Source organism: Ensifer adhaerens (assembly GCF_002007205.1).
Lineage (GTDB): Bacteria > Pseudomonadota > Alphaproteobacteria > Rhizobiales > Rhizobiaceae > Ensifer > Ensifer adhaerens_D.
Genome location: NZ_LAZS01000006.1, coordinates 391,588 through 413,282, shown reverse-complemented (window position 1 = coordinate 413,282; position 21,695 = coordinate 391,588). Strand labels below are relative to the sequence as shown.

Annotated in this window: 20 protein-coding genes; 9 read left to right on the top strand and 11 right to left on the bottom strand. The window is 62.5% G+C overall.

The window, feature by feature from the left end; genetic code table 11:
- Positions 1-126: 126 nt before the first annotated feature.
- The 4 genes from pgl to XB14_RS14605 form a co-directional block, all read right to left on the bottom strand.
- Complete coding sequence (pgl, locus tag XB14_RS14620; protein ID WP_077962320.1) at positions 127-825, bottom strand: 6-phosphogluconolactonase; 699 nt, start codon at positions 823-825, stop codon at positions 127-129.
- Between the two features lie 8 nt (positions 826-833).
- Positions 834-2,309: a glucose-6-phosphate dehydrogenase gene (gene zwf, locus XB14_RS14615; RefSeq protein ID WP_077962319.1), complete on the bottom strand. Its 1,476-nt coding sequence runs from the start codon at positions 2,307-2,309 to the stop codon at positions 834-836.
- A gap of 96 nt (positions 2,310-2,405) precedes the next feature.
- The gene (locus XB14_RS14610) at positions 2,406-3,692 is read right to left on the bottom strand and encodes an NAD(P)/FAD-dependent oxidoreductase (protein ID WP_077962318.1); all 1,287 of its coding nucleotides are present in this window, start codon (positions 3,690-3,692) and stop codon (positions 2,406-2,408) included.
- Positions 3,693-3,707: 15 nt separating this feature from the next.
- A complete protein-coding gene (locus XB14_RS14605; protein WP_034800800.1) occupies positions 3,708-5,144 on the bottom strand; it encodes a glutamine synthetase family protein in 1,437 nt (478 codons plus the stop codon).
- 123 nt (positions 5,145-5,267) lie between these two features.
- On the opposite strand from XB14_RS14605, the gene XB14_RS14600 reads away from it, so the two are divergent.
- The 3 genes from XB14_RS14600 to XB14_RS14595 all read left to right on the top strand — a co-directional run bounded on the left by XB14_RS14600 (position 5,268) and on the right by XB14_RS14595 (position 9,711).
- Positions 5,268-6,452, top strand: coding sequence for an NAD(P)/FAD-dependent oxidoreductase (locus tag XB14_RS14600; RefSeq protein WP_077962317.1), 1,185 nt, complete (start codon positions 5,268-5,270; stop codon positions 6,450-6,452).
- 235 nt (positions 6,453-6,687) lie between these two features.
- A complete protein-coding gene (locus XB14_RS33255) occupies positions 6,688-6,834 on the top strand; it encodes a hypothetical protein (RefSeq protein ID WP_179119594.1) in 147 nt (48 codons plus the stop codon).
- 351 nt (positions 6,835-7,185) lie between these two features.
- A complete protein-coding gene (locus XB14_RS14595) occupies positions 7,186-9,711 on the top strand; it encodes a methyl-accepting chemotaxis protein (protein ID WP_077962316.1) in 2,526 nt (841 codons plus the stop codon).
- Between the two features lie 90 nt (positions 9,712-9,801).
- On the opposite strand, the gene XB14_RS14590 is transcribed toward XB14_RS14595, so the two are convergent.
- On the bottom strand, positions 9,802-10,068 hold the full coding sequence (locus XB14_RS14590) for a hypothetical protein (RefSeq protein WP_143348387.1): 267 nt from the start codon (positions 10,066-10,068) through the stop codon (positions 9,802-9,804).
- Between the two features lie 26 nt (positions 10,069-10,094).
- Between XB14_RS14590 and XB14_RS14585 the strand changes: the two genes are divergently transcribed.
- The gene (locus tag XB14_RS14585; protein WP_077962314.1) at positions 10,095-10,976 is read left to right on the top strand and encodes a LysR family transcriptional regulator; all 882 of its coding nucleotides are present in this window, start codon (positions 10,095-10,097) and stop codon (positions 10,974-10,976) included.
- 67 nt (positions 10,977-11,043) lie between these two features.
- Here the strand turns inward: XB14_RS14585 and XB14_RS14580 are convergent, their stop codons facing one another.
- The 3 genes from XB14_RS14580 to aceA form a co-directional block, all read right to left on the bottom strand.
- Positions 11,044-12,153 carry a helix-turn-helix transcriptional regulator gene (locus XB14_RS14580; RefSeq protein WP_077962313.1) on the bottom strand — a complete coding sequence of 370 codons (1,110 nt, stop codon included), beginning with the start codon at positions 12,151-12,153 and terminating at the stop codon, positions 11,044-11,046.
- Between the two features lie 268 nt (positions 12,154-12,421).
- Positions 12,422-12,661 (bottom strand): hypothetical protein, encoded by a 240-nt coding sequence (locus tag XB14_RS14575; protein WP_034800815.1) that lies wholly within the window; start codon positions 12,659-12,661, stop codon positions 12,422-12,424.
- Between the two features lie 119 nt (positions 12,662-12,780).
- Complete coding sequence (gene aceA, locus XB14_RS14570) at positions 12,781-14,070, bottom strand: isocitrate lyase (RefSeq protein ID WP_077962312.1); 1,290 nt, start codon at positions 14,068-14,070, stop codon at positions 12,781-12,783.
- Between the two features lie 228 nt (positions 14,071-14,298).
- Between aceA and XB14_RS14565 the strand changes: the two genes are divergently transcribed.
- Positions 14,299-15,708: a helix-turn-helix domain-containing protein gene (locus XB14_RS14565; protein ID WP_077962311.1), complete on the top strand. Its 1,410-nt coding sequence runs from the start codon at positions 14,299-14,301 to the stop codon at positions 15,706-15,708.
- On the opposite strand, the gene XB14_RS14560 is transcribed toward XB14_RS14565, so the two are convergent.
- Both XB14_RS14560 and XB14_RS32670 read right to left on the bottom strand, forming a co-directional pair.
- Positions 15,702-16,670, bottom strand: coding sequence for a fatty acid desaturase family protein (locus XB14_RS14560; protein ID WP_077962310.1), 969 nt, complete (start codon positions 16,668-16,670; stop codon positions 15,702-15,704). The two genes, XB14_RS14565 and XB14_RS14560, sit on opposite strands and share 7 nt — an antisense overlap.
- A 59-nt stretch (positions 16,671-16,729) precedes the next feature.
- On the bottom strand, positions 16,730-16,921 hold the full coding sequence (locus XB14_RS32670; RefSeq protein ID WP_143348386.1) for a hypothetical protein: 192 nt from the start codon (positions 16,919-16,921) through the stop codon (positions 16,730-16,732).
- Between the two features lie 83 nt (positions 16,922-17,004).
- Between XB14_RS32670 and XB14_RS14550 the strand changes: the two genes are divergently transcribed.
- The 4 genes from XB14_RS14550 to XB14_RS14535 all read left to right on the top strand — a co-directional run bounded on the left by XB14_RS14550 (position 17,005) and on the right by XB14_RS14535 (position 21,085).
- On the top strand, positions 17,005-18,099 hold the full coding sequence (locus XB14_RS14550; RefSeq protein ID WP_077962308.1) for a polyamine ABC transporter substrate-binding protein: 1,095 nt from the start codon (positions 17,005-17,007) through the stop codon (positions 18,097-18,099).
- A gap of 104 nt (positions 18,100-18,203) precedes the next feature.
- Positions 18,204-19,346, top strand: a complete 1,143-nt coding sequence (locus tag XB14_RS14545) for an ABC transporter ATP-binding protein (protein ID WP_077962924.1) — start codon at positions 18,204-18,206, stop codon at positions 19,344-19,346.
- 4 nt (positions 19,347-19,350) lie between these two features.
- Positions 19,351-20,262 carry an ABC transporter permease subunit gene (locus XB14_RS14540; protein WP_077962307.1) on the top strand — a complete coding sequence of 304 codons (912 nt, stop codon included), beginning with the start codon at positions 19,351-19,353 and terminating at the stop codon, positions 20,260-20,262.
- A 4-nt stretch (positions 20,263-20,266) separates the two neighbouring features.
- Positions 20,267-21,085: an ABC transporter permease subunit gene (locus XB14_RS14535; RefSeq protein WP_077962306.1), complete on the top strand. Its 819-nt coding sequence runs from the start codon at positions 20,267-20,269 to the stop codon at positions 21,083-21,085.
- 132 nt (positions 21,086-21,217) lie between these two features.
- On the opposite strand, the gene XB14_RS14530 is transcribed toward XB14_RS14535, so the two are convergent.
- Positions 21,218-21,586: a hypothetical protein gene (locus XB14_RS14530; RefSeq protein ID WP_143348384.1), complete on the bottom strand. Its 369-nt coding sequence runs from the start codon at positions 21,584-21,586 to the stop codon at positions 21,218-21,220.
- Between the last annotated feature and the right edge of the window lie 109 nt (positions 21,587-21,695).

Genomic DNA, 21,695 nt, shown 5'->3' with positions numbered 1-21,695 from the left:
CACGTCTTCGTTCCGATGGCAGCGCCACCGGCCGAACGGGTTTCCAAGAGTTCTATTGGGCCGGTACGACCCAACATCGTTCGATCCGGAGCGTCCGTCATGCGTTCCATAGGAACGCATGACACGTCAGGGCGCCCAGTAAATCTCAACCGGCGATGCGGCACGGCGCAGCATCGCGCGGATCGGCATATCCTTCTCGTCGCCGGCTTCTTCGGCCTTGGCGAGAACCGTCTTCTTGCCTTCGCCCTCGATGTGCAGCACCAGAAGCCGCGCATCCTGAAGGCTGGCGAAAGTGAGGGTCAGGCGGGTTTCGCCGGCACCCTCGGCTTCCATCGTGATCACGCCACGCGGCGTTGCCGGATCGATGGCCCGCGCCAGTTGCGATCCACCCGGGAAGAACGACGCCGTATGCCCGTCCGTTCCCATGCCGAGGATCGCCACGTCGAACGGCGCGCCGATAGCGGCCGTTTCCCCGCTCGCGATCTCGGCTGCAGCCTCGGCCGAGGCAACCGCATGGTAGAGCGGCAGGAACTTGGCCGCGGCCACCTTGCCCTGAAGCAGGTTTGCGGCAACGAGGCCGTGGTTGGAGCGGTCGCTTTCCGGCGGCACGAAGCGCTCGTCGACCAGCGTCACCGTCACCTTGTCCCAGGCGATGTCCTTTTTGGAAAGCGCCTGGAAGAAAGCCTTGGGCGTCGAACCGCCGGAGACCGCGATGCTCGCGGAGCCGCGCGCAGCGACGCCGGCGGCAAGCGTCCGGCTGACGGCATCGGCAAGGCCTTCCGCCAGTGCTGCGCCATTCTCGAATGTATGAAGCTTAGACGTCATCGGCGCACCTATATCGCGTCGTTCCAGGTCCGGCCGTCACGCTCGATGAGCGCGATCGACTGGCTCGGACCCCAGGTGCCGGCGGTGTAGCCCTGGACCTGCTGCCCGGTTTCTTCCCAGGCCTTCAGGATCGGGTCGACCCATTTCCATGCGGCCTCGACCTCGTCGCGGCGCACGAACAGCGTCTGGTTGTTGCGGATGACGTCGAAGAGCAGCCGCTCGTAGGCGTCCGCATTGCGCACGGCAAAGGCCTCGGCGAAGCTCATGTCGAGCGAGACGCTGCGCAGGCGCATGCCGCCCGGGCCCGGGTCCTTGATCATCAGCGACTGCTTGACGCCTTCGTTCGGCTGCAGGCGGATGACCAGCTGGTTGGCCGAGATGCGACCGGCATTGTTGTCGAAGATCGAGTGCGGGATCTGCTTGAAGGTGATGACGATCTCCGACATGCGGCCGGCAAGGCGCTTGCCGGTGCGGATGTAGAAGGGCACGCCAGCCCAGCGCCAATTGCTGACCTCCGCCTTGATCGCCACGAAGGTCTCAGTGTTGGAAACGCCGCCTTCGAGTTCTTCCAGGTAACCCTTGACCGGACCACCGGCCGAAGCGCCGGCGCGGTACTGGCCACGCACCGTCACCTGTTCGACGTTGGAAGAGGTGATCGGCTTCAGCGCGCGCAGAACCTTGAGCTTCTCGTCGCGGACCGCTTCCGCGTCCATCGACGTCGGCGCTTCCATGGCGACGAAGCAGACGAGCTGCAGGATGTGGTTCTGCACCATGTCGCGCAGAGCGCCGGCCTTGTCGTAGTAGCCGGCACGGTTTTCGAGACCGACTGCTTCCGACACGGTGATCTGCACGTGGTCGATATGGGCGGAGTTCCACAGCGGCTCGTAAAGCGCGTTGGCAAAGCGCAGCGCCATCAGGTTCTGCACGGTCTCCTTGCCGAGATAGTGGTCGATGCGGAAGATCTGCTCTTCGCGGAAGACCTTGCCGATCGTGTCGTTGAGCTCGGTCGCCGAGGCGAGGTCGCGGCCGATCGGCTTTTCGACGACGATCCGGGTGTTCTTGGTGATCAGCTTGTGATCGCGGATGCGCTCGGAAATGTCGCCGAAGATCGCCGGGCCGACGGCGAGATAGAAGGCGCGGATGCGCTCCTTGCCCTCTTCGAGGATCTTCTTCAGGCCGTCCCAACCCTGATCCGACTTGGCGTCGACGGACACGTAGAACAGGCGTGCGGCGAACTTCGCGACTTCCTCTTCCTTGTATTCGTCCGCCTTCAGGTGCTCCTTCAGGGCATCGACGGCAAACTTGCGATAGTCCTCATGGCTGAGTGCCGCGCGCGACGCGCCGATGATGCGGGTCGGCTCGGTGATCTGGCCTTCCAGTTGACGATGATAGAGCGCCGGCAACAGCTTGCGCTCCGCAAGATCGCCGGTGCCCCCGAACACCACATAGTCAAATGGTTCGACGGGAATGATCTGGCTGCTCATGGGATATCTCGATCTGTTCAGGTCAGGGGCACATATAATCTAATCGATTTAAAGGCGCTAGAGTGCGATGCAATAAAATGCCATCGCAAGCGTTTTTCAGAACCTGTCGCGTAATGCGTACCAGCTTAGGGCGAGGAAGAGAAGGGCGGAGCGGAACCGCGTGCCACCGGGAAAAGCCGGGATTTTCAGCGCCTTCAAGAGGTCGAGCTCGGTGTCCTTGCCGAGTACCAGGTCGGCATAGAGCTTGCCGCAATAGTTGGAGAGCATGACGCCGTGGCCGGAATAGCCACCGATCGAGGTGACGCCCGGCATCACCTCGCGACAGAAGGGCGTGCGCGGCATGGTGATGCCGACGGAGCCGCCCCAGGCGTGGGTGATCTCGATGTTGGCGAGTTCCGGATAGATCTCGCTGATCTGCCGGCGGATATGGGTGGAAATGTCGCGCGGGTTGTCGGCGGTATAGGCCTCGCGCCCGCCGAACAGCAGCCGCCCATCCCGCGACTTGCGGAAGTAGCGCACGACGAAGCGCGAATCGTCGACCGATTCGCCGCCGGGAATGACGTTTGGGTGGTCCGAAAGCACCGTCGTCGCGCCGATGAAGGAACGGATCGGCATGACGTGGCTGGCGCTCACCGGCTCCAGGTTGCCGATATAGGCATTGCAGGCGACGAGAACGCGGTCGGCGGTGATGGTGCCGCGGTCGGTGGTGATGACGATCGCGCCACCTTGGCGGTCGATCTTCAGGGCCTTGGTCTGCTCGAAGAGGTTGGCGCCGGTAAGCGCTGCCTGCTTCGCAAGGCCCACCAGCAGCTTCATCGGGTGAATATGGCCGGTGCCGGCATCGCGGATGCCGAAGTGGTAATGATCAGATCCGAGCCGACTGGCCGTTTCCTCGCGCTCCATGAAGGTGAGATGCGGATAGCCGAAGCGTGTGGCCATCGCTTCGGCATGGTCGCGATAGTCTTTTTCCAGGCTTTGCTTATGGCCGACGGAGAGCTGGCCCGGCACGAACTCGATGTCGATCTCATGGGCGCTTGCGAAGTCGAGCACGTAGCGCTTGGCGTTCTCGGCCATGTCGAAAAGCGCCTGTGCCCGCTCATGGCCGAGGCTTTCCTCCGTCTCGTCCGCCCAGGCCCGCTGGCCGGTGCCGAACTGGCCGCCGTTGCGGCCAGAGGCACCGTCGCCGAAGCGGCAGGCGTCGATCAAGGTGACGTCGACGCCCTGCCTGGCAAGGTTGTAAGCCGCCTGCAGCCCCGTGTAGCCGCCGCCGACGATCGCGACATTGGCTTTGCGCGATCCCGGCATGGGCGGATATTCCGGTCGGTCCGGAACAGTCGCCTCATACCAGGAATAACCGGGCGAGATCGGGCTTTGCCAGGACATGGAGAACCTCTGAGGTCAGACGTTGAGAAGCAGGAATTCGCGTTCCCAGGGACTGATGACCTGCATGAAGGTCTCGAACTCGCCGCGTTTGACGCCGGCATAGATGGCGATGAACTCCGGGCTCAGCACCTCGGCCAGCGACGGTGCCGATTCCAGCAGCGCAACGGCTTCGAGCAGGCCGCGGGGCAAGTCGATCTCGCCCTCGTTGGCCGTGTCCTCGGTCGGCGCCGTCGGTTCGCGCTGTTCGATGATGCCGAGATAACCGCAGGCAAGCGAGGCCGCGAGCGCCAGGTAGGGATTGGCATCCGAGCTCGGCAGCCGGTTCTCGATGCGCCGGGCGACCGGTTCAGACACGGGGATGCGGAAAGCGGTGGTGCGGTTGTCGTAACCCCATGCGGTATTGACCGGCGCCGACATGTCGGGCGTCAGCCGGCGGAAGGAGTTCACATAGGGCGCCATCATCACCAGCGTGCGCGGCACATAGTGCTGCATGCCGCCGATGAAGTGGAAGAACTCCTTCGATGCGGAACCGTCCGGGTTGGAGAACAGGTTTCGGCCGGTGTTGATCTCGACCACCGACTGGTGAATGTGCATCGCCGAGCCCGGCTGGCCCTGCATCGGCTTTGCCATGAAGGTGGCATAGATGCCGTGCTTCAGCGCCGCCTCGCGGATCGTCCGTTTGAACAGGAAGACCTGGTCGGCCAGCTCGATCGGATCGCCGTGGCGCAGGTTGATTTCAAGCTGCGCCGGCCCTTCTTCGTGGATCAGGGTATCGATCTCGAGACCCTGTTTCTCCGAGAAGTGGTAGATGTCGTCGATCAGTTCGTCGAATTCGTTGATGCCGGCGATCGAATAGCCTTGGCCGCCGAGGATCGAGCGCCCGGAACGCCCCTTCGGCGGATGCAGCGGATAATCGGGATCGTCATTGGTGGCGACGAGGTAGAATTCGATCTCGGGTGCGACGACCGGCTTCCAGCCTTTCTGCTTGTAGAGATCGACCACGCGCTTCAGCACGTTGCGCGGCGTGTAGCTGATCTGCTCGCCCTGCGAGCCGACGATGTCGCAGATCACCTGCGCCGTCGGGTCGGTCTCCCAGGGCACGACCGAAAGGGTCGAGAGATCGGGCACGAGCTTGATGTCGCTGTCGCGGGAATCGTAGCGGAACTGGCCGGTTTCATCAGGATATTCGCCCGAGATCGTGTGGCGGTAGACCGCCGAGGGCAGCGCCAGCGAGGTATTGGAGGTGAACTTCGATGTCGGCATCATCTTGCCGCGCGGAACGCCGGCAAGGTCGGGCGTGATGCATTCAACGTCTTCGATGCCGCGGATCTTGAGCCAGTCCGTGGCTTCCTTCCAGGTCTTTACACCTCGGAGGGAGTGGAGGGCGGGGGGTATTTTCGAAGTTTTGCTGATTTTCGTTGTTTGTTGGGCAGCACTTCTCTTGGAGGGCATAAATCACCGGTTTTGGCTTCGGATAGCGCATCATAACCACAGATTGGCAATTGGCTAGATGGGCTTGATCATTGACTTTCTGCTTTGCCCCCGGAATGGAAGGACAAACGAGCGGAGTATTTCGTGGCTGAAAAGACAGATGTGGTCATCATTGGCGCCGGTGCCGCCGGCATGATGTGCGCCATCGAGGCGGGCAAGCGCGGCCGCCGCGTGGCCGTGCTCGACCATGCCAAGGCGCCGGGCGAAAAGATCCGCATCTCCGGCGGTGGCCGCTGCAATTTCACCAACATCCATGCGGGACCGAAGAACTTCCTGTCGGCCAACCCGCATTTCTCAAAGTCGGCGCTGGCGCGCTACACGCCACGCGACTTCCTTGCCCTTGTCGAAAAGCACGGCATTGCCTGGCACGAGAAGACCCTCGGCCAGCTCTTCTGCGACCATTCGGCAAAAGACGTCATCAAGATGCTGCTTGCCGAATTGCGCGACGTACATGCCGACCTTCGCCTCGAAACGACGATCGAGAGCGTCGAGCGCCATGGCGCCGGTTTTCGGGTGATGACGGGCGAGGGACCGATCGATGCGCAGTCGCTGGTCATTGCCAGCGGCGGCAAGTCGATCCCGAAGATGGGCGCGACCGGACTTGCCTACAAGGTCGCCGAGCAGTTCGGCCTTGCCATGGTCGAAACGCGGCCCGGTCTCGTGCCGTTGACGCTCGACCCGGCACAGCTCGAAACCATCGGCGAACTGGCCGGCGTTGCGGCGGATGCGGAAGCACGATCGGGTAAGACCGCCTTCCGAGAGGCGGTTCTGATCACCCATCGCGGCCTGAGCGGCCCGGCCATCCTGCAGATCTCCTCCTATTGGCGCGAAGGGCAGGAGATCATGCTCAGGTTGATGCCCGACATCGATATTGCCGCGATCCTCAAGGAGATGCGCCGCACCCACGGCAAGCAGGCGGCGCAGACGGCGCTCGGCGATATCCTGCCGCGCCGGCTGGCACAATTTTTCGCAGACGGTGCGAAGCTGACCGGACGCCAGCTTGCCGACCTCTCGGACAAGACGATCAACCAGCTCGCGGCCTCGATCCAGGCCTGGACGATCAAGCCGGCGGGGTCGGAAGGCTACCGTACGGCCGAAGTCACGCTTGGCGGCGTCGATACCAACGGGCTCGACTCCAAGACGATGCAGGCAAAAGCGGCGCCGGGGCTCTACTTCATCGGCGAATGCGTCGATGTGACCGGTTGGCTCGGCGGCTACAATTTCCAATGGGCCTGGGCGTCGGGCTTTGCTGCCGGTCAGGACGCCTGATCTCCCCGCTTTTGGCGGGTCGCGCTTCAGTGATTGTTAATGTATCTCGCCGAACCTTTATCCTTGTCGGCACAGCCGGCAGTTGGTGGGATCGGATTGTCGCGTAAACGGAAATAACACTGTTTCCGATTTTGTGACTTTCTTCCGCCGCGGCATGGCTGCAATATAACCGTGACAGGCAATGCTGGTCATCCGGACCGAACGTTGCCGGTCAATGTGACAAGGACAGGATGCCATGAACCATATCCGCCGCCGTCCCCGCGCCATCGCGATCGCCCGCACCGATGAAAGCCGTCAGCAGAAGGCCGTACTGACGCGCCTCGCCTTGATTGCATTGTTTGCCGTTGCCGCCCTCGCAGCCCTTCCGGCTCTTTGGTTCTGATTTCAGGGAGCGGCCCAGAGCGGCCGTCTCTCGGACGCATTTGACGCGTCCGCGCAGCCCTTCGGAATTTCTACCGTGGGTGAAACGCGCTTATACAAATTTTAATCGTTCAAAACAGATAGTGTGACGATGTGAGTTTCGTCAGGTTCACGTTGCCGAGGAGTGGCGCCGTGGATCCGCAATGATTGCTGACGGACTGGCGGTGTGCGCCGCATGATTTTCGAAAAACATCAGCCTGTTTGCGCATCGGGTGGCTCTCGATCGTTCGCACATTCACGCCCTGTCGTTGAGTGCGAAGACATTTGAGCCGTCGGGGGAGGCGAATGCGAGCTGCGAGCCAAGGTGTTTTCCATGTTCATCGATAGAATTCTTGCCCGCTTCAAGATCCAGACGAAGGTGCTGTTTTTCATCCTGCCCTTCGTCGTCAGCATCTGTGCTGTCGGCATCACCGGCCTCTATGCATCCGGCCTGCTTCAGGGACGCATGGAGATTTCCAACAGCGTGTTGCAGACCTTGAGCGGCTTCAAGGATGTCTATGCGGGCATGAACGCCTTCCTGCATTCGACGACCGAAGAAACCCGTGATGCCGTGCAATCGACGATCTCGGCGCAGAAGGACGTGCTCGCCGAGACGGCAGCGCAGGTCGCCGGCCAGAGCGGCCAGGACGAATTGAAGGCCGCGATCGCAGCGACGGCCGACATCGAGACACGCATCGGCGGCCTTTGGACGCTGCATGTCGGCGAGCAGGATCTGCGTAAGGCGATGACCGCCAACCTGGACGCCTTGCTCATCGAGCGCGCCAAGATCAATGAGGAATCGAACCGGCTGCAATATGCCGTTCGCAAGAGCGAGAACGCCGCCAAGACCATGCTGCGCGAAGCCGAAAAGCTGATGCGCGCAAGCCGCTTCTTCAACGAGTTCGGCACCGAAGTGAGCAAGGCGATCACCGTTGAGGAGAAGCTGAAGGCGGTCAAGGAACGCTTCCCGATGATCGGCCGCACCGAGCGTGATATCTTCCGCCTGCTGCCGAAGGACGAAAAGTCGCTCACCGAAACCATCACCTCGGCCTCGAGCGAGATCGGCGCGATCCTGAAGGCGCCGGCGGGGCCGGAAACGCTTGCCGGCATTTCCAAATATGTCGACCGCTTCCGCACCGCGAGCTTCCGCCTGGAGGCGGCTTCCGTCGGCAAGATGCGTGACGCCACGCGGATTTTTGCCGAACTCGACGAACAGATCGTCACGACGGAATCGGTTCTGACGGCCACCCGCAGGCTTTCGTCGTCGATCACCGATATCCAGATTTCCGCCGCCACCTTCATGGGCCAGACGAACGAGGGCAACCGGCAGAAGCTGCTCGACAAGTCGCTCGCGGTTCAACAGAACATGGCGACGCTTCGCGGCGTTGCGAGCGACGGTGCCTCTTTCGACAAGATCGCCGACACGCTGATGCCGATCCTGACCGCGATGAAGAAAGATGCGGCAGCGCTCGTCGAGATCACCGTCAAGCGCAAGGCAGACTTCGACGCTGCCGGGCAGTCGATCAACCAGATCTGGACCGACCTAACCGAATTTGCCGAACAGCAGAAGGTTGCCGCCGGAACCGAGCGTAACGAGGCGAACCAGATCTCGGTCGCCGCCACCGTTGCCGGCGTCGTCATCGCGCTTCTGGCCGGCATCGCGCTGACGCTGACGCTGAAGAAGCCGATCGGCCAGATCACCGCGGCGATGCGTCGTCTTGCCGATGGCCGCCTCGACACGACGATCGACGGCGACGGTCGCCGCGACGAGATCGGCGACATGGCGCGTGCGCTCGGCGTGTTCAAGGAGAATGCGCTCTCCAAGGTCCGCATCGAGGCGGAAAGCGAGGAGCAGCGTTCCCGCGCCGAAATCGAGCGTAGCCGCAACGACCAGGAAAAGCGCGAGCTCGATCGCCAGATCGATCTCGCCGTCAGCGAACTTGCCGCCGGTCTCGGCCGCCTGGCCCAGGGCGACCTGTCGCGCCAGATCGACGTGCCGTTCCACGGTCGCCTGGAGCAGTTGCGCCAGGACTTCAACGGTTCGCTGATCCGCCTCCAGGACACGCTCGCCCAGATCCGCGCCAATGCGCAGGCGATCCAGGAGAGCGGCTCCAACATGCATCATGCGGCAGATTCGCTGTCGAAGCGCACCGAGGCCCAGGCGGCCTCGCTCGAAGAGACCGCAGCCGCCGTCGACCAGATCACCGTCACGGTCCGCTCGTCGGCCGAGCGTGCCGGCGAAGCCAACCATGCGGTGATCCAGACGAAACGCAGCGCCGACAGTTCGGCCACCGTCGTCACCAACGCGATCGCCGCCATGGGACGCATCGAGGAGGCCTCGCGCCAGATCGAGCAGATCATCGAGGTGATCGACGACATCGCCTTCCAGACCAACCTCCTGGCGCTGAATGCCGGCATTGAGGCGGCACGCGCTGGTGAGGCCGGCAAGGGATTTGCCGTCGTCGCCCAGGAAGTGCGTGAACTGGCGCAGCGCTCGGCAGAAGCCGCGCGCGAGATCAAGGGCTTGATCAACAAGTCGACCAACGAGGTCAATGCCGGCTCGCACCTGGTCAAGGAAACCGGCGAAGTGCTCGCCTCGATCAGCGCCCAGATCGTCACGGTCAGCCAGCATGTCGAGATGATCGCGACCGCGAGCCGCGACCAGGCCGTGGCGCTCAACGAGGTCAACGGCTCGGTCAACCAGATGGATCAGATGACGCAGCAGAACGCCTCGATGGTGGAAGAGGCGACGGCGACGAGCCGCGCGCTCTCAAACCAGGCCGACACGCTGATGATGCTGGTGGAGCAGTTCCGGCTGGAGCCGGCGGCGGAAGACTACGACAACTACCGGGCGGCCTGAGGCGTGCGGTAGACGGTTTCGCTGGCGGCAGGCAACACCGCCAGCCGAAAGCACGGCAACCGGTGCCGTGCGGCATAACAAGGGCAGGGGCTAACATTGCACCGCGTGGCCGCAGGGCTTCGCGGTGCTTTTTCTATCGGCGCAGAGGCTGCTCTTGCGTCGCTTGGTGACCGCGGCCGCGAGTGTTGTGAAGGTCCGACGTAGAAGGCCGGGCGGTTTCGGATCGAAATCCTCGTCCCAGCGGCGCGTTTTCAGGGCCATGTCGGCGATATAGACCATTGCCATCATTTCCATCGTGATGCTCCCTATTTGATGGGCATCACTTCTTTTATGCAGCAAAAGCAGTTTTACATACATCGGATATCGCTCTATGTTTTTCACCAATGAAAGACATGGATTGGGATATCTATCGCTGTTTCATGAGCGTGGCACGCGCCGGCGGGCTTACCGGGGCGGCGTTGGCGCTCGGCTCCAGCCCGGCGACCGTCGGCCGGCGGATGCTGGAGCTTGAGGAGCGCACGGGCCGCGCGCTGTTTGCCCGCAGCCAGACCGGCTACCAGCTCACCGGCGACGGCGAACTTCTCTTCGAGCAGCTTCAGGAAATGGAGTCCGCGGCGCGCCGGGTCGAGAGCTGGCGCCAGGAAGGCGAGGGCGCGACCGTCCGCATCACTGTCGGCACCTGGATCGCCTGGCTGCTGGCGGAGAACTTTCCGGCTCTTTGCACCGAAAGGGATGGTTTCAGCCTGGCGATAACGGTTGGCGAAACGCGCGCCAGCCTCGCCTACCGTGAGACCGATATCGGCATCCGCGCCTTCGAGCCGGAGGAAGCCTATCTGGCGGCAAGTCCGGTCGGCGACGTCGCCTACGCGGCCTATCGCCAGAAGAACGCCCCGCCGAGCGCCAGCGCGCGATGGGTGGCGGTCGGCGAGGAGGAGGCGATCTCCGCCTATCTCCGCTGGCCGCACGAGCAGGTGAAAGGGGGAGGAGCGGGGCGGATCGTCGCCACGGTCACGCGGCCGCGCTCGCTGCTCGATCTCGCGCGCGCCGGCGCCGGCTGTGCGGTGCTTCCCTGTTTCGTCGGCGATCTCGATCCGATGCTGGAGCGTGCCGGCGACGAGATCCCGGCGCTCCGGCACCGGCAATGGATCGTGATGAACAACGAGGATCGGCATCGCAAGGAGATACGAACCGTTGTCGATCGCATGACCCGATTGCTGCGCAGTCACGTGGATATCTTTGCCGGAAAGCGGCCGCGCCGGAACTGAGGCGGTGGCATCGGTTTCAGACCCGCCGCAGAACGCATTGCCGTCTGAATCTTTCGCGCTCTTGCGGTCAGCGCATCAGCAGTTTGACGAGCGCTGCCTGCGAATTGACCCGGGTCTTGGCGTAGATGCTCTTGAGCTGCGTCCGGGTCGTTTCGTAGCTGACGCCGTTGGCCTGCGACATTTCCTTCAGCGTCAGGCCGGCGGCGATGCCGCAGGCGATGCGGATTTCGGCGGGCGTCAGGCCGTAATTGGCTTTCAGATGGTCGTGCCTGAGATCGCTTAGCAGCGAGGTCGCAGGCTCGATCAGAACCGCCACGGTCGGTCCGTCGAGAAGTTCGGTAAAGATGCTGGCGCTTCGCCGCACCAAGGTAATGCGGAAAGCGCCGTGCTCCGCCGTCCTGACGACGCGAAGTTGCGGCTGTGCCGGAGTGCCGACCGGCGAGGCCAGGAGCTCGAGCGCCGCGTTGGTTTGCGGTTCGTCCATGAACAGACGGCCGTTGACCGCGACCCGGAACGGCGCGCCGTTCGCCGCCATTCGTTCGGCGTTGTGGTTCATCGAGCGGATGCGCAGATTGTCGCCCACATAGATCACGCCGACGCCGATCGTATCGAGCAGGGTTCGGCCTTCGTGCTGCTCGGCCATCATCAGGTCGCGCCGCCGCAGGAAGTCGAAGGCGCGCTTCAGATGCGGCGCAAGAAGCGTGTACTGGTCTGCCGCCTGCTGGTTGAGTTCCTCGTCGGTCGACGAGGTGCAGGTTGATAGGAGCATGGTCCGCGTCGGGCTGCGCACGATGGTCACGCCGACGGTGGTCTCGCAGCCGGTCTGGCTCTTCAGCCAGTCATTGTAGAATTCCGATTTCGTCAGCTCAGAGCGCGAGACGATATGCTCGCCGGAAAGGCCGCGGCCCACCGGCACAAGCACCGATTTCGGTATCCAGGGATTGATCGCTGCGAAATGATTGTTGAACTGGTCGATGGCCTCGGGGGTAAAGCCGGAGACATAGGGCACGCAGGACGCTGGCGCTGTGAGATCGTGGTAGTGGAGCGCGGAGCGCCCACCAGGCATGGTCGTCGTCAGCCGGTCGAGAAAATCCTGCCAGCCGCAATCGCCAAAGGCGGCGCCGTAGATCAGCTCCGTCAGTTCGGCGGTATCTGCAGGTTTCGTCGAACGATACATGCGTGCCTTTGCCTAAGACAGGTGTATCTAATATAGCCAGGCATAACGGATTCGATCAACTTGAAATAGTGAGAGCAAGCACTCGTTGCGTCCATTGCCTTGCCAGCAACGCAGAATAGCCGGCATCGAGCCGGCCATTCCGATTTCTCCTGCTTTTTCTCACTTTGCCAACATCAACTTTTGGTTGCTGTCGCGCTGACGGCTACAGCCATGCGGCGCGGCGGTAGCGTTGCCAGCAGGATAGCCGCAAGCATCATTGCGGCGGGCGTCATGGCCGGCCCTGGGTCACGATAACAGGGATCAGCAGGTCGCCCCAGTTGCCCTCGCCACCGTGGTGCCGGGCCGAACGGACGAGTTCGACCGAAACGCCGGCATCGACGGCCTTCATCACGGATTGGTTGAGGCGGTGCAGATCGTTGGCGACCATGCGGATTGCTGCCTGCTGGTCCGGGGTCATCGCCGAAGACTGTTCCTCGGCCCGTTCCTTGACGCGTGTCTGAACTGTCATTGGACTTCTCCTTGAGGTTCGAGGCTGAAGGTGCTTGCGGTTTTCCGCCTGCATCCATTTCATTTACCGGGGTCGGCAGGAGCGCAGCGGGCAGGGATTGCCACGCTCCCGCCGGGCTTTCACTCTGCGGCCGGGCGGAACTGGTCGTGCTCGGTCGATTCCTTCATGGCGGTTGTCGAGGACTGGCCGCCGGTGATCGCCATCGAGACGGCGTCGAAATAGCCGGTGCCGACTTCGCGCTGGTGCTTGGTGGCGGTGTAGCCGTTGACCTCGGCGGCGAATTCCGCCTCCTGCAGTTCCGAGTAGGCGGCCATCTGTCGCGCCTTGTAGCCGCGCGCCAGTTCGAACATTCCGAAGTTCAGCTGGTGGAAGCCGGCAAGCGTGATGAACTGGAACTTGTAGCCCATCGTGCCGAGCTCTCGCTGGAACTTGGCGATCGTCGCGTCGTCGAGGTTCTTTTTCCAGTTGAACGACGGCGAGCAATTGTAGGCGAGCAGCTTGCCCGGATGCGCCTTGTGTACGCCCTCGGCGAACTTGCGGGCCTGTTCCAGATCCGGCTTCGAGGTTTCGCACCAGATGAGGTCGCAATGCGGCGCATAGGCGATGGCGCGGGCAATGCAGGGCTCGAGCCCGTTCTTCACCTGGTAGAAGCCTTCCACCGTGCGGCCGGCATCGTAGTCGACGAAGGGGCGATCGCGCTCATCGATATCCGACGTCAGCAGCTTGGCCGCTTCCGCATCGGTACGGGCGATGACCAGCGTCGGCGTGCCCATGACGTCGGCGGCAAGCCGTGCCGCGTTCAGGTTGCGGATGTGTGCCGCCGTCGGGATCAGCACCTTGCCGCCCAAGTGACCGCACTTCTTTTCGGACGCGAGCTGGTCCTCGTAGTGGACGCCGGCCGCGCCCGCCTCGATGAAGGCCTTCATGATCTCGAAGGCGTTGAGCGGGCCGCCGAAACCGGCTTCGGCATCGGCGACGATCGGCGCGAACCAGGTGTCGACCGAAAGGCCCTTGCCTTCCGACGTCTCGATCTGGTCGGCACGCTGCAGCGTGCGGTTGATGCGCTTTGCCAGTTCGGGCGCGGCATTCGCCGGATAAAGCGACTGGTCGGGATACATCGCCGAGGCGGTGTTGGCGTCGGCCGCGACCTGCCAGCCGGAGAGATAGATCGCCTGCAGGCCGGCGCGCACCATCTGCATGGCCTGGTTACCCGAGAGCGCGCCGAGAGCGTTGACGAAGTCTTCCTCGTGAATGAGCTTCCACAAGCGGTTCGCGCCCATCTCGGCCAGCGAGTAGCGGATCTCGACCGACCCGCGCAGCCGCTTCACGGTCTCTGCGGTGTAGGGGCGGTCGACGCCATCGAAGCGGCCTTGCGGTGCGCTGGGAACGAGCTTGTAAAAATCAGTCATTACTTCCTCCTGGCAAAATCAGATACCCATTCGACTTTCGTCGCGTGGCGTCTTGTGTTTCGAGTTCATGTGACAGTTTTTACATTGCGCTGCGGTACTCGGCTATTGGAAACAATGAATCGGCGTGATCAAAAGGGTTATCTTGTCTTGCCTTTGACAGGTGCGCGAAGTAAATTTGTAAAAGATGTAAAGCGCCGTATGCTCCGAAGCTTGTAAAGGTAGTTACAAATGGCCGAGAACAAGATCTTCGCCGGTCCGCGTGTCAGGCGCATCCGCAACGGCCTGTCGCTGACCCAGACGGCCATGGCCGAGGCGCTCGGCATCTCGCCGTCCTACCTCAATCTGATCGAGCGCAACCAGCGGCCATTGACGGTACAGCTGCTGCTCAAGCTCGCCTCGGTCTACAAGGTCGATCTCGATGAATTGCAGGGCGAAACCGGTGGCAGCCTCACGCAATTGCGCGAAGTGTTCGCTGATCCGCTGCTGTCAGCCGAGCTGCCGGGAGAGCAGGAGCTGATCGAGGTGGCGGAAGCCGCGCCCAATGCCGCCGGCGGCGTCGTCAAACTCTATCGCGCCTATCGCGAGCAGGCAGCGCGCCTCAAGGACTTGGCCGACCTCCTGGCCGGGCAGGGGCACATGGAGGCGCTGTCCGGCACACGGCTGCCGATGGATGAGGTACGCGAGACCTTCGAGGCGCGGCCGAACTATTTTGCCGGCATCGAGGCGGCGGCGGAAACCTTCCACGAGGCGCTGTCGCCGGGTGACGATCTCATCGGCGCGCTCAAGGCCTGGCTGAAGAAGGAACACGGCCTCGTCGTTCGCAGCCTGCCGGTCCATGCCATGCCGAACCTGCGCCGTCGCTTCGACAGGCACTCCATGCGCCTCTTCGTCTCCGAACGGTTGTCGCCCTACGATCAGTTGCGCGAGATCGCCATGGAGGCCGTGTCGATTGCCTGCCACGAGGCGATCATGGCCGAACTCGCAGCCTTGCGGCTATCGACTGCGGAAGCGCGCCGCATCGCCCGCTTCGAACTGGCGCGCTATGGCGCGCACGCGTTGATGATGCCCTATGCTGCTTTCCTCGCCGCCGCGCAGCGGGCAAAGTACGACATCGATGTCCTGCGTGCCCGTTTCCAGGTCTCGTTCGAACAGGCGGCCAACCGGCTGACCATGCTGCAACGGCCGGGCGCCCAAGGGCTGCCGTTCTTTCTGATGGAGATCGACAGCGCCGGCCACCGGCTGCGACGGGCCGGCGCTTCGGGGTTCCCCCAGGCGAAGTTCGGCGGCGGCTGTCCGAAGCTCAACATCCACGCCACCTTTTCGATGCCGGGGCAGGTGCTGGTCGATCGGGTCGAGATGCCCGATGGGGCTGCGTTCCTGACGGTGGCGCGCACGCTGGAGGGGCCGCAGGCGGCGTTCCACGAGCGCGTCCGGCGCACGGCCCTGCTTCTAGGCTGCGAAGCGTCGTTTGCCGACGAGACCGTCTATGGTTCCGCGCTGCCGCCGGCAGTCGCGATCGGCGCCGCCTGTCGGCTCTGCGAGCGCCAGGGGTGTCTGGCGCGCGCCGAGCCGCCGATCACCCGTCCGCTCGGGCTCGACGAGATGGCGACCGGGCTCAGCGTCTTCGATTTTCAGTAGCTGACGGGGTGTTGGTTCGGCAAAAGCGGCGCGTTGACGGCGAAGCATTCCGCCGGTAGCCCGGTGGTGTAGCCGCGGGTGATATGCGCCTTGTCCGCATAGGCTTTGTTGCGCATCAGGATCGCGTGCAGTTCCGGCAGATTGTAGAACGGCACGCCGGGATAGAGATGGTGCTCCAGGTGGTAGTTGATGTTGTGGGGGGCGAAGAACAGCTTCTCCCAGGCGTGCGGATAGACCGTGCGTGAACTCGTCAGCTCGTCGCCATAGTCCATGCTGCCGAAGTGCTCGGCGACGCTGCGTATGTAGAGGAACAGGCAGAAGAAGGTGAGGAACGGCACCACCCAGTAGAGCGCCACTTCCCGCCAGATGCCGAGCAGCGTGAATATCGTGGCGGCGGCGACGTAGAAGCCGAGGCGCAGCATCTTGTATGGCAGCGTCGAGCGGTCGTTCTTGCCCATGCGCCTGGCCATATGCAGCATGTCGCGCAGCGAATTGACTGCGACGAGGTAGCCGAGCAACTGGGTGATGCCGCGCGCGACCTTCTGCGGGAAGGTGAATTGCGGCATGCCGAGCTTTGCCGTCCAGTCCGGATCCTCGTCGGTATTGGCATGCTGATGGTGGGCGAGATGGTTCTGGCGATAGCCGTCGACGGTGGCAAGCACCGGCCAGGCGAGCAGCAGGTCGCTCATCCCGTCGCTGAGTTTCCGGTTGCGGATGATGCGATAGTGCGCGGCCTCGTGGATCATGCAGCCGAGCGCATGCATGCGTCCGGCGATCAGCACCACGGCAATCAGATAGACGAGGACATTGCCGAAATACTCGCTGACGGCGATGGCCGCGGCGATCATCGCCCAGTCGAAGGCGATTGCCGCAAGGGCCTTTCGCGGCTCAAGAACCGACAGGCGCTTCAACTGCTTCGGATCGATCCTGCGGCTTTTCCCGCCGACGACCTGCTCACCCATGACGACACCTGGATACTGATACACAACTGCCGGGAAAATCGCATGGCCGTCATGGTTAATCAACCGTGAATGGCGATCTGTCCACGGGCCGAAGCGCTGCGATCAGCGATGGCGGCCAGCCGGGTCGGTGGGAGGCCGGCGCCCCGCTTGGCGCCATAAGTGCCCGTTTTCCTTCGACTTGTGAAAATCGCGAGGCGGACGCGACGGCGCGTCACATTGGCATGAAAGCGCTTGAGGTTATCAACAAACATGCCTAACCTCCGGCGCTGAGCGAAGCGTATTGCACGGAGTTCCGGCACGCCGGACCCGAAATGAAAACCAAGAGGGGAGTTGTATGTCCAAGCTCATCGTCACAACCCTGGCGGCAGCCGTTCTGGCCGGCTCGACCATGCTGGCCTCGGCGCAGGAGCGCGTGGTCAACGTCTATAACTGGTCGGACTATATCGACAGCAGCATTCTGGAAGACTTCACCAAGGAGACCGGCATCAAGGTCGTCTACGACGTCTTCGATTCCAACGAGATCCTCGAGACGAAGCTGCTCGCGGGCGGTTCCGGCTATGACGTCGTCGTTCCGACCGCGACCTTCCTGCAGCGGCAGATCGCCGCCGGCGTGTTCCAGAAGCTCGACAAGTCGAAGCTGCCGAACCTGTCCAACATGTGGGACGTGATCATGGAGCGTACGGCCAAGTACGATCCGGGCAACGAATACGCCATCGACTATATGTGGGGCACGACCGGCATCGGCTACAATGTCGAGAAGATGAAGGCGATCCTTGGCACCGACGAGAAGCCCAGCTGGGACGTGCTCTTCAAGCCGGAGATTGCGGCGAAGTTCAAGGATTGCGGCATTCACGTCCTCGATTCTCCGACCGACGTGATGCCGTCGGCGCTCGCCTATCTCGGCCTCAACCCGGATAGCCATGAGGCGGCCGATCTCGAAAAGGCGGCTGAACTCTTGGCAAGCGTCCGCCCCTATGTGCGCAAGTTCCATTCGTCGGAATACATCAACGCGCTTGCCAATGGCGACATCTGCCTGGCGCTCGGCTTCTCCGGCGACGTCTTCCAGGCGCGCGACCGCGCGGCCGAAGCCAAGGCCGGCGTGACCGTCGACTACGCGATCCCGTCCCAGGGCGCCCAGATGTGGTTCGACATGTTCGCGATCCCCGCCGATGCGCAGCACGTCGAGGAGGCGCATGCCTTCCTCAACTACATGATGAAGCCCGAAGTCGTGGCCAAAGCGTCGAACTATGTCTTCTACGCCAACGGCAACAAGGCCTCGCAGCAGTTCCTCGACAAGGCCGTCATGGAAGACACCGCCATCTATCCGACGGAAGAGGTGATGCAGAAACTGTTCACGGTGACGCCCTTCGAGGCGAAAGAACAGAGGGTATTGACCCGACTCTGGACAAAGGTCGTAACCGGCCAGTAAGAGCGGAAAACGAATTGCCCGGACCTCAAAATCCGGGCAATTTTCTTAAGGGGGCACCGGGGAAAACGAGAGTGCCCATCGGCTGTATCATTCGGGGATAGATGATGAAGTCTCTCGGCAGTATCCGGCGGTCCTTTGCCCCTTGGGCGGATCCCGCTTCCAAGCCATTCATTTCCGTCAAGAACGTGACCAAGCGGTTCGGCGACTTCACCGCCGTCGACGACCTTTCGCTGGATATCTACACGCGCGAGTTCTTCGCGCTGCTCGGCGCGTCCGGCTGCGGAAAGTCGACGCTGCTGCGCATGCTCGCCGGTTTTGAACAGCCGACCTCAGGCGAGATCATCCTCGACGGCCAGAGCCTCGCGGGCATCCCGCCCTATCGCCGGCCGGTCAACATGATGTTCCAGTCCTACGCGCTCTTCCCGCACATGACGGTCGAGAACAACATCGCCTTCGGCCTGAAGCAGGATGGCATGCCGAAGGCGGATATCGCAGCGCGCGTCGCCCAGATGCTGAAGCTCGTCAAGCTCGAAAAATTCTCGCAGCGCAAGCCCCACCAGCTCTCGGGCGGCCAGCGCCAGCGTGTCGCGCTCGCCCGCTCGCTCGCCAAGCGGCCGAAGGTGCTTTTGCTCGACGAACCGCTCGGCGCGCTCGACAAGAAGCTGCGCGAGGAAACTCAATTCGAGCTTATGGACCTGCAGCAGGAGCTCGGCCTCACCTTCGTCGTCGTCACCCACGATCAGGAAGAGGCGATGACGATGGCCGACCGCATCGCGGTCATGAGCCACGGCAAGGTCGTTCAGGTGGCGACGCCGGCTGAAATCTACGAGGCGCCGAATTCGCGCTTCGTCGCGGACTTCATCGGCGACGTCAACATTTTCGAGGGCGCGGTTTCCGGAGCCGAAGGCGGCTATGTGCGCCTTGAAGGCACCAACGGCTTTCCCATCCGCATGGCGTCCCCCGAAACGCCGGCGACCGGCGGCAAGTCCGCCGTCGCCGTCCGTCCGGAAAAGATCCGCGTCAGCCGCCAGCCGCCGGCTCATGCGCCGGTCAACGCCGTTCAGGGCGAGATCTGGGACATCGGCTATCTCGGCGACATGACCGTCTTCCACGTGCGCCTGAAGGACGGGCGCGTGATCAAGGCGTCGTCGCTGAATGCGGTGCGCGCTGTCGAGGATCCGCTTGGTTACGACCAGGAGGTCTGGGTTTCCTTCGGCGAAGATGCCGGCGTCGTTCTGAAGGATTGAGGCCATGACACGCGTCGCATCCGCTCTCTTCAGCCGCCTCGTCATCATCATCCCCTATGCCTGGCTGCTGTTCTTCTTCCTCATTCCGTTCTTCATCGTCTTCCGCATCTCGCTGTCGCAGACGGCGGTGGCCATGCCGCCCTATACGCCGGTCTTCGATCTCTTCGGCGGCCTGACCGGAATCCTCGACAAGGCGCGGGAGTTCTCGTTCGACAACTATGTCTGGCTGACGGAAGACGTCCTCTACTTCAACGCCTATGTGTCGAGTGTCATCATCGCGGGGGTCTCGACGGTCCTGACGCTGCTGATCGCCTATCCGGTCGCCTACGGCATGGCGAAGGCGCCGAAGACCATTCGCCCGACGCTGCTGATGCTGGTGATCCTGCCGTTCTGGACAAGCTTCCTGATCCGCGTCTATGCCTGGATCGCGATCCTCAAGCCCGAGGGGCTGCTCAACCAGTTCCTGATGAGCATCAACGTCATCGACCAGCCGCTGATCATCCTCAACACCAATTGGGCGATCTATATCGGCATCGTCTATTCCTATCTGCCCTTCATGGTGCTTCCGATCTATTCGTCGCTCGAAAAGATGGACCACACGCTGACCGAAGCCGCACTCGATCTCGGCTGCACGCCGTTCACGGCCTTCTGGCGCGTGACCTTCCCGCTGTCGCTGGCGGGCGTGGTGGCCGGCTGCCTGCTCGTCTTCATCCCCGCCGTCGGCGAATTCGTCATCCCCGATCTGCTCGGCGGCTCGGAAACGCTGATGATCGGCAAGACGCTCTGGAACGAGTTCAACGCCAACCGCGACTGGCCGGTGTCTTCGGCGGTGGCGACGATCCTGCTTCTGATCCTGGTGCTGCCGATCGTCTACTTCCAGAACGCCCAGGCCAAGGCCGACGGCGAGGGGAGGTAACGCGATGGGCAACTGGTCACGCTTCAACATCGCCTCGATCGTGCTCGGCTTCGGCTTCCTCTACCTGCCGATCGTGCTTCTGGTGATCTTTTCCTTCAACGAATCGAAGCTCGTCACGGTCTGGGCGGGCTTTTCGACCAAATGGTACACGCAGCTTTGGCACAATCAGGCGCTGCTCGATGCCGCCTGGGTAACGATCCGCGTCGCGCTGATCTCGGCGACCTGCGCCACCGTCCTTGGCACGCTCGCCGCGCTGGCGCTGGTTCGCTACACGCGCTTTCGCGGCCGCATGCTGTTTTCCGGCATGGTCTACGCGCCGCTGGTCATGCCGGAGGTCATTACCGGCCTGTCGCTGCTGTTGCTCTTCGTCGCCATCGGTCTCGATCGCGGCTTCTGGACGATCACGCTGGCCCACATCACGTTCACCATGTGCTTCGTCGCCGTGGTCGTGCAGTCGCGGCTCCTGAGCTTCGACCAGTCGATCGAAGAAGCGGCCCTCGATCTCGGCGCCACGCCGGTCCGGACCTTCTTCGCCATCACCCTGCCGGTGATCGCGCCGGCGGTGTTCTCCGGCTGGGTCCTCGCCTTCACGCTGTCGCTGGATGACCTGGTGATATCGAGCTTCACCACGGGGCCTGGCGCCACCACGCTGCCGATGAAGATCTACAGCCAGGTGCGGCTCGGCGTGACGCCGGAAATCAACGCGATCTGCACGATCCTCATCGGCGTCGTCGCCATTGGCGTGGTCGTTGCCTCGATCGTGACGAAGCAGCGCGAGGCGCAACGCGAGAGGGACGAGCGGGCGGCCTTCGCCCAGTCCTGAGCCGCTACCGTGCGGAAATCGGTTTCGAAGCGGCCGGTGGTGCTCGACACCGGCCGGTCATCATCTCGCATCTTGCCGGCCTGTTCCGAGGAGTTGCCGGCAGGCTCCGAGTTGAGCAGAGGCGATGTCTGATCAGCGGATCATTAGCTGCTTAAAGACTGAGCCGTTCTTGCCGTAACGCGCCTCTGCGACTGAGCAGACCTTCTCTGTCGGCACGTTTTCGTAGCGAGCCTTGGTGGTTTTTTCCGAAGCAAGCGCTCCATCAAGGAAGGCATTGGCCATTTGCTTTGGGTTGCATCCGGTATTGTAGGCCTTGTTGGCCAAGCAATAGGCAAATACGGCGCCCTTAAGTTCGAGCGATTTGTATTGCGGGCATCTGGACATAAAGTAGCTGGCTTCGCCGTAGTGCTTGTCCATTCTGTGTTCTTCAGGAATGCGGTTTACTGCTGTGCAGGCGGTCAGCATCGATGCCAGTATCAGGCCGTAGGTCGGGTACTTCATAGTTGTTTCTCTAAAAAATGCTGCAGTTGAATGCGCGTCGAGGGAGGCAGGCGCCGCTATCTTGGCGAGCCGCGGTTTAATCACCTCAACAACCGGAAGTCGATACGGG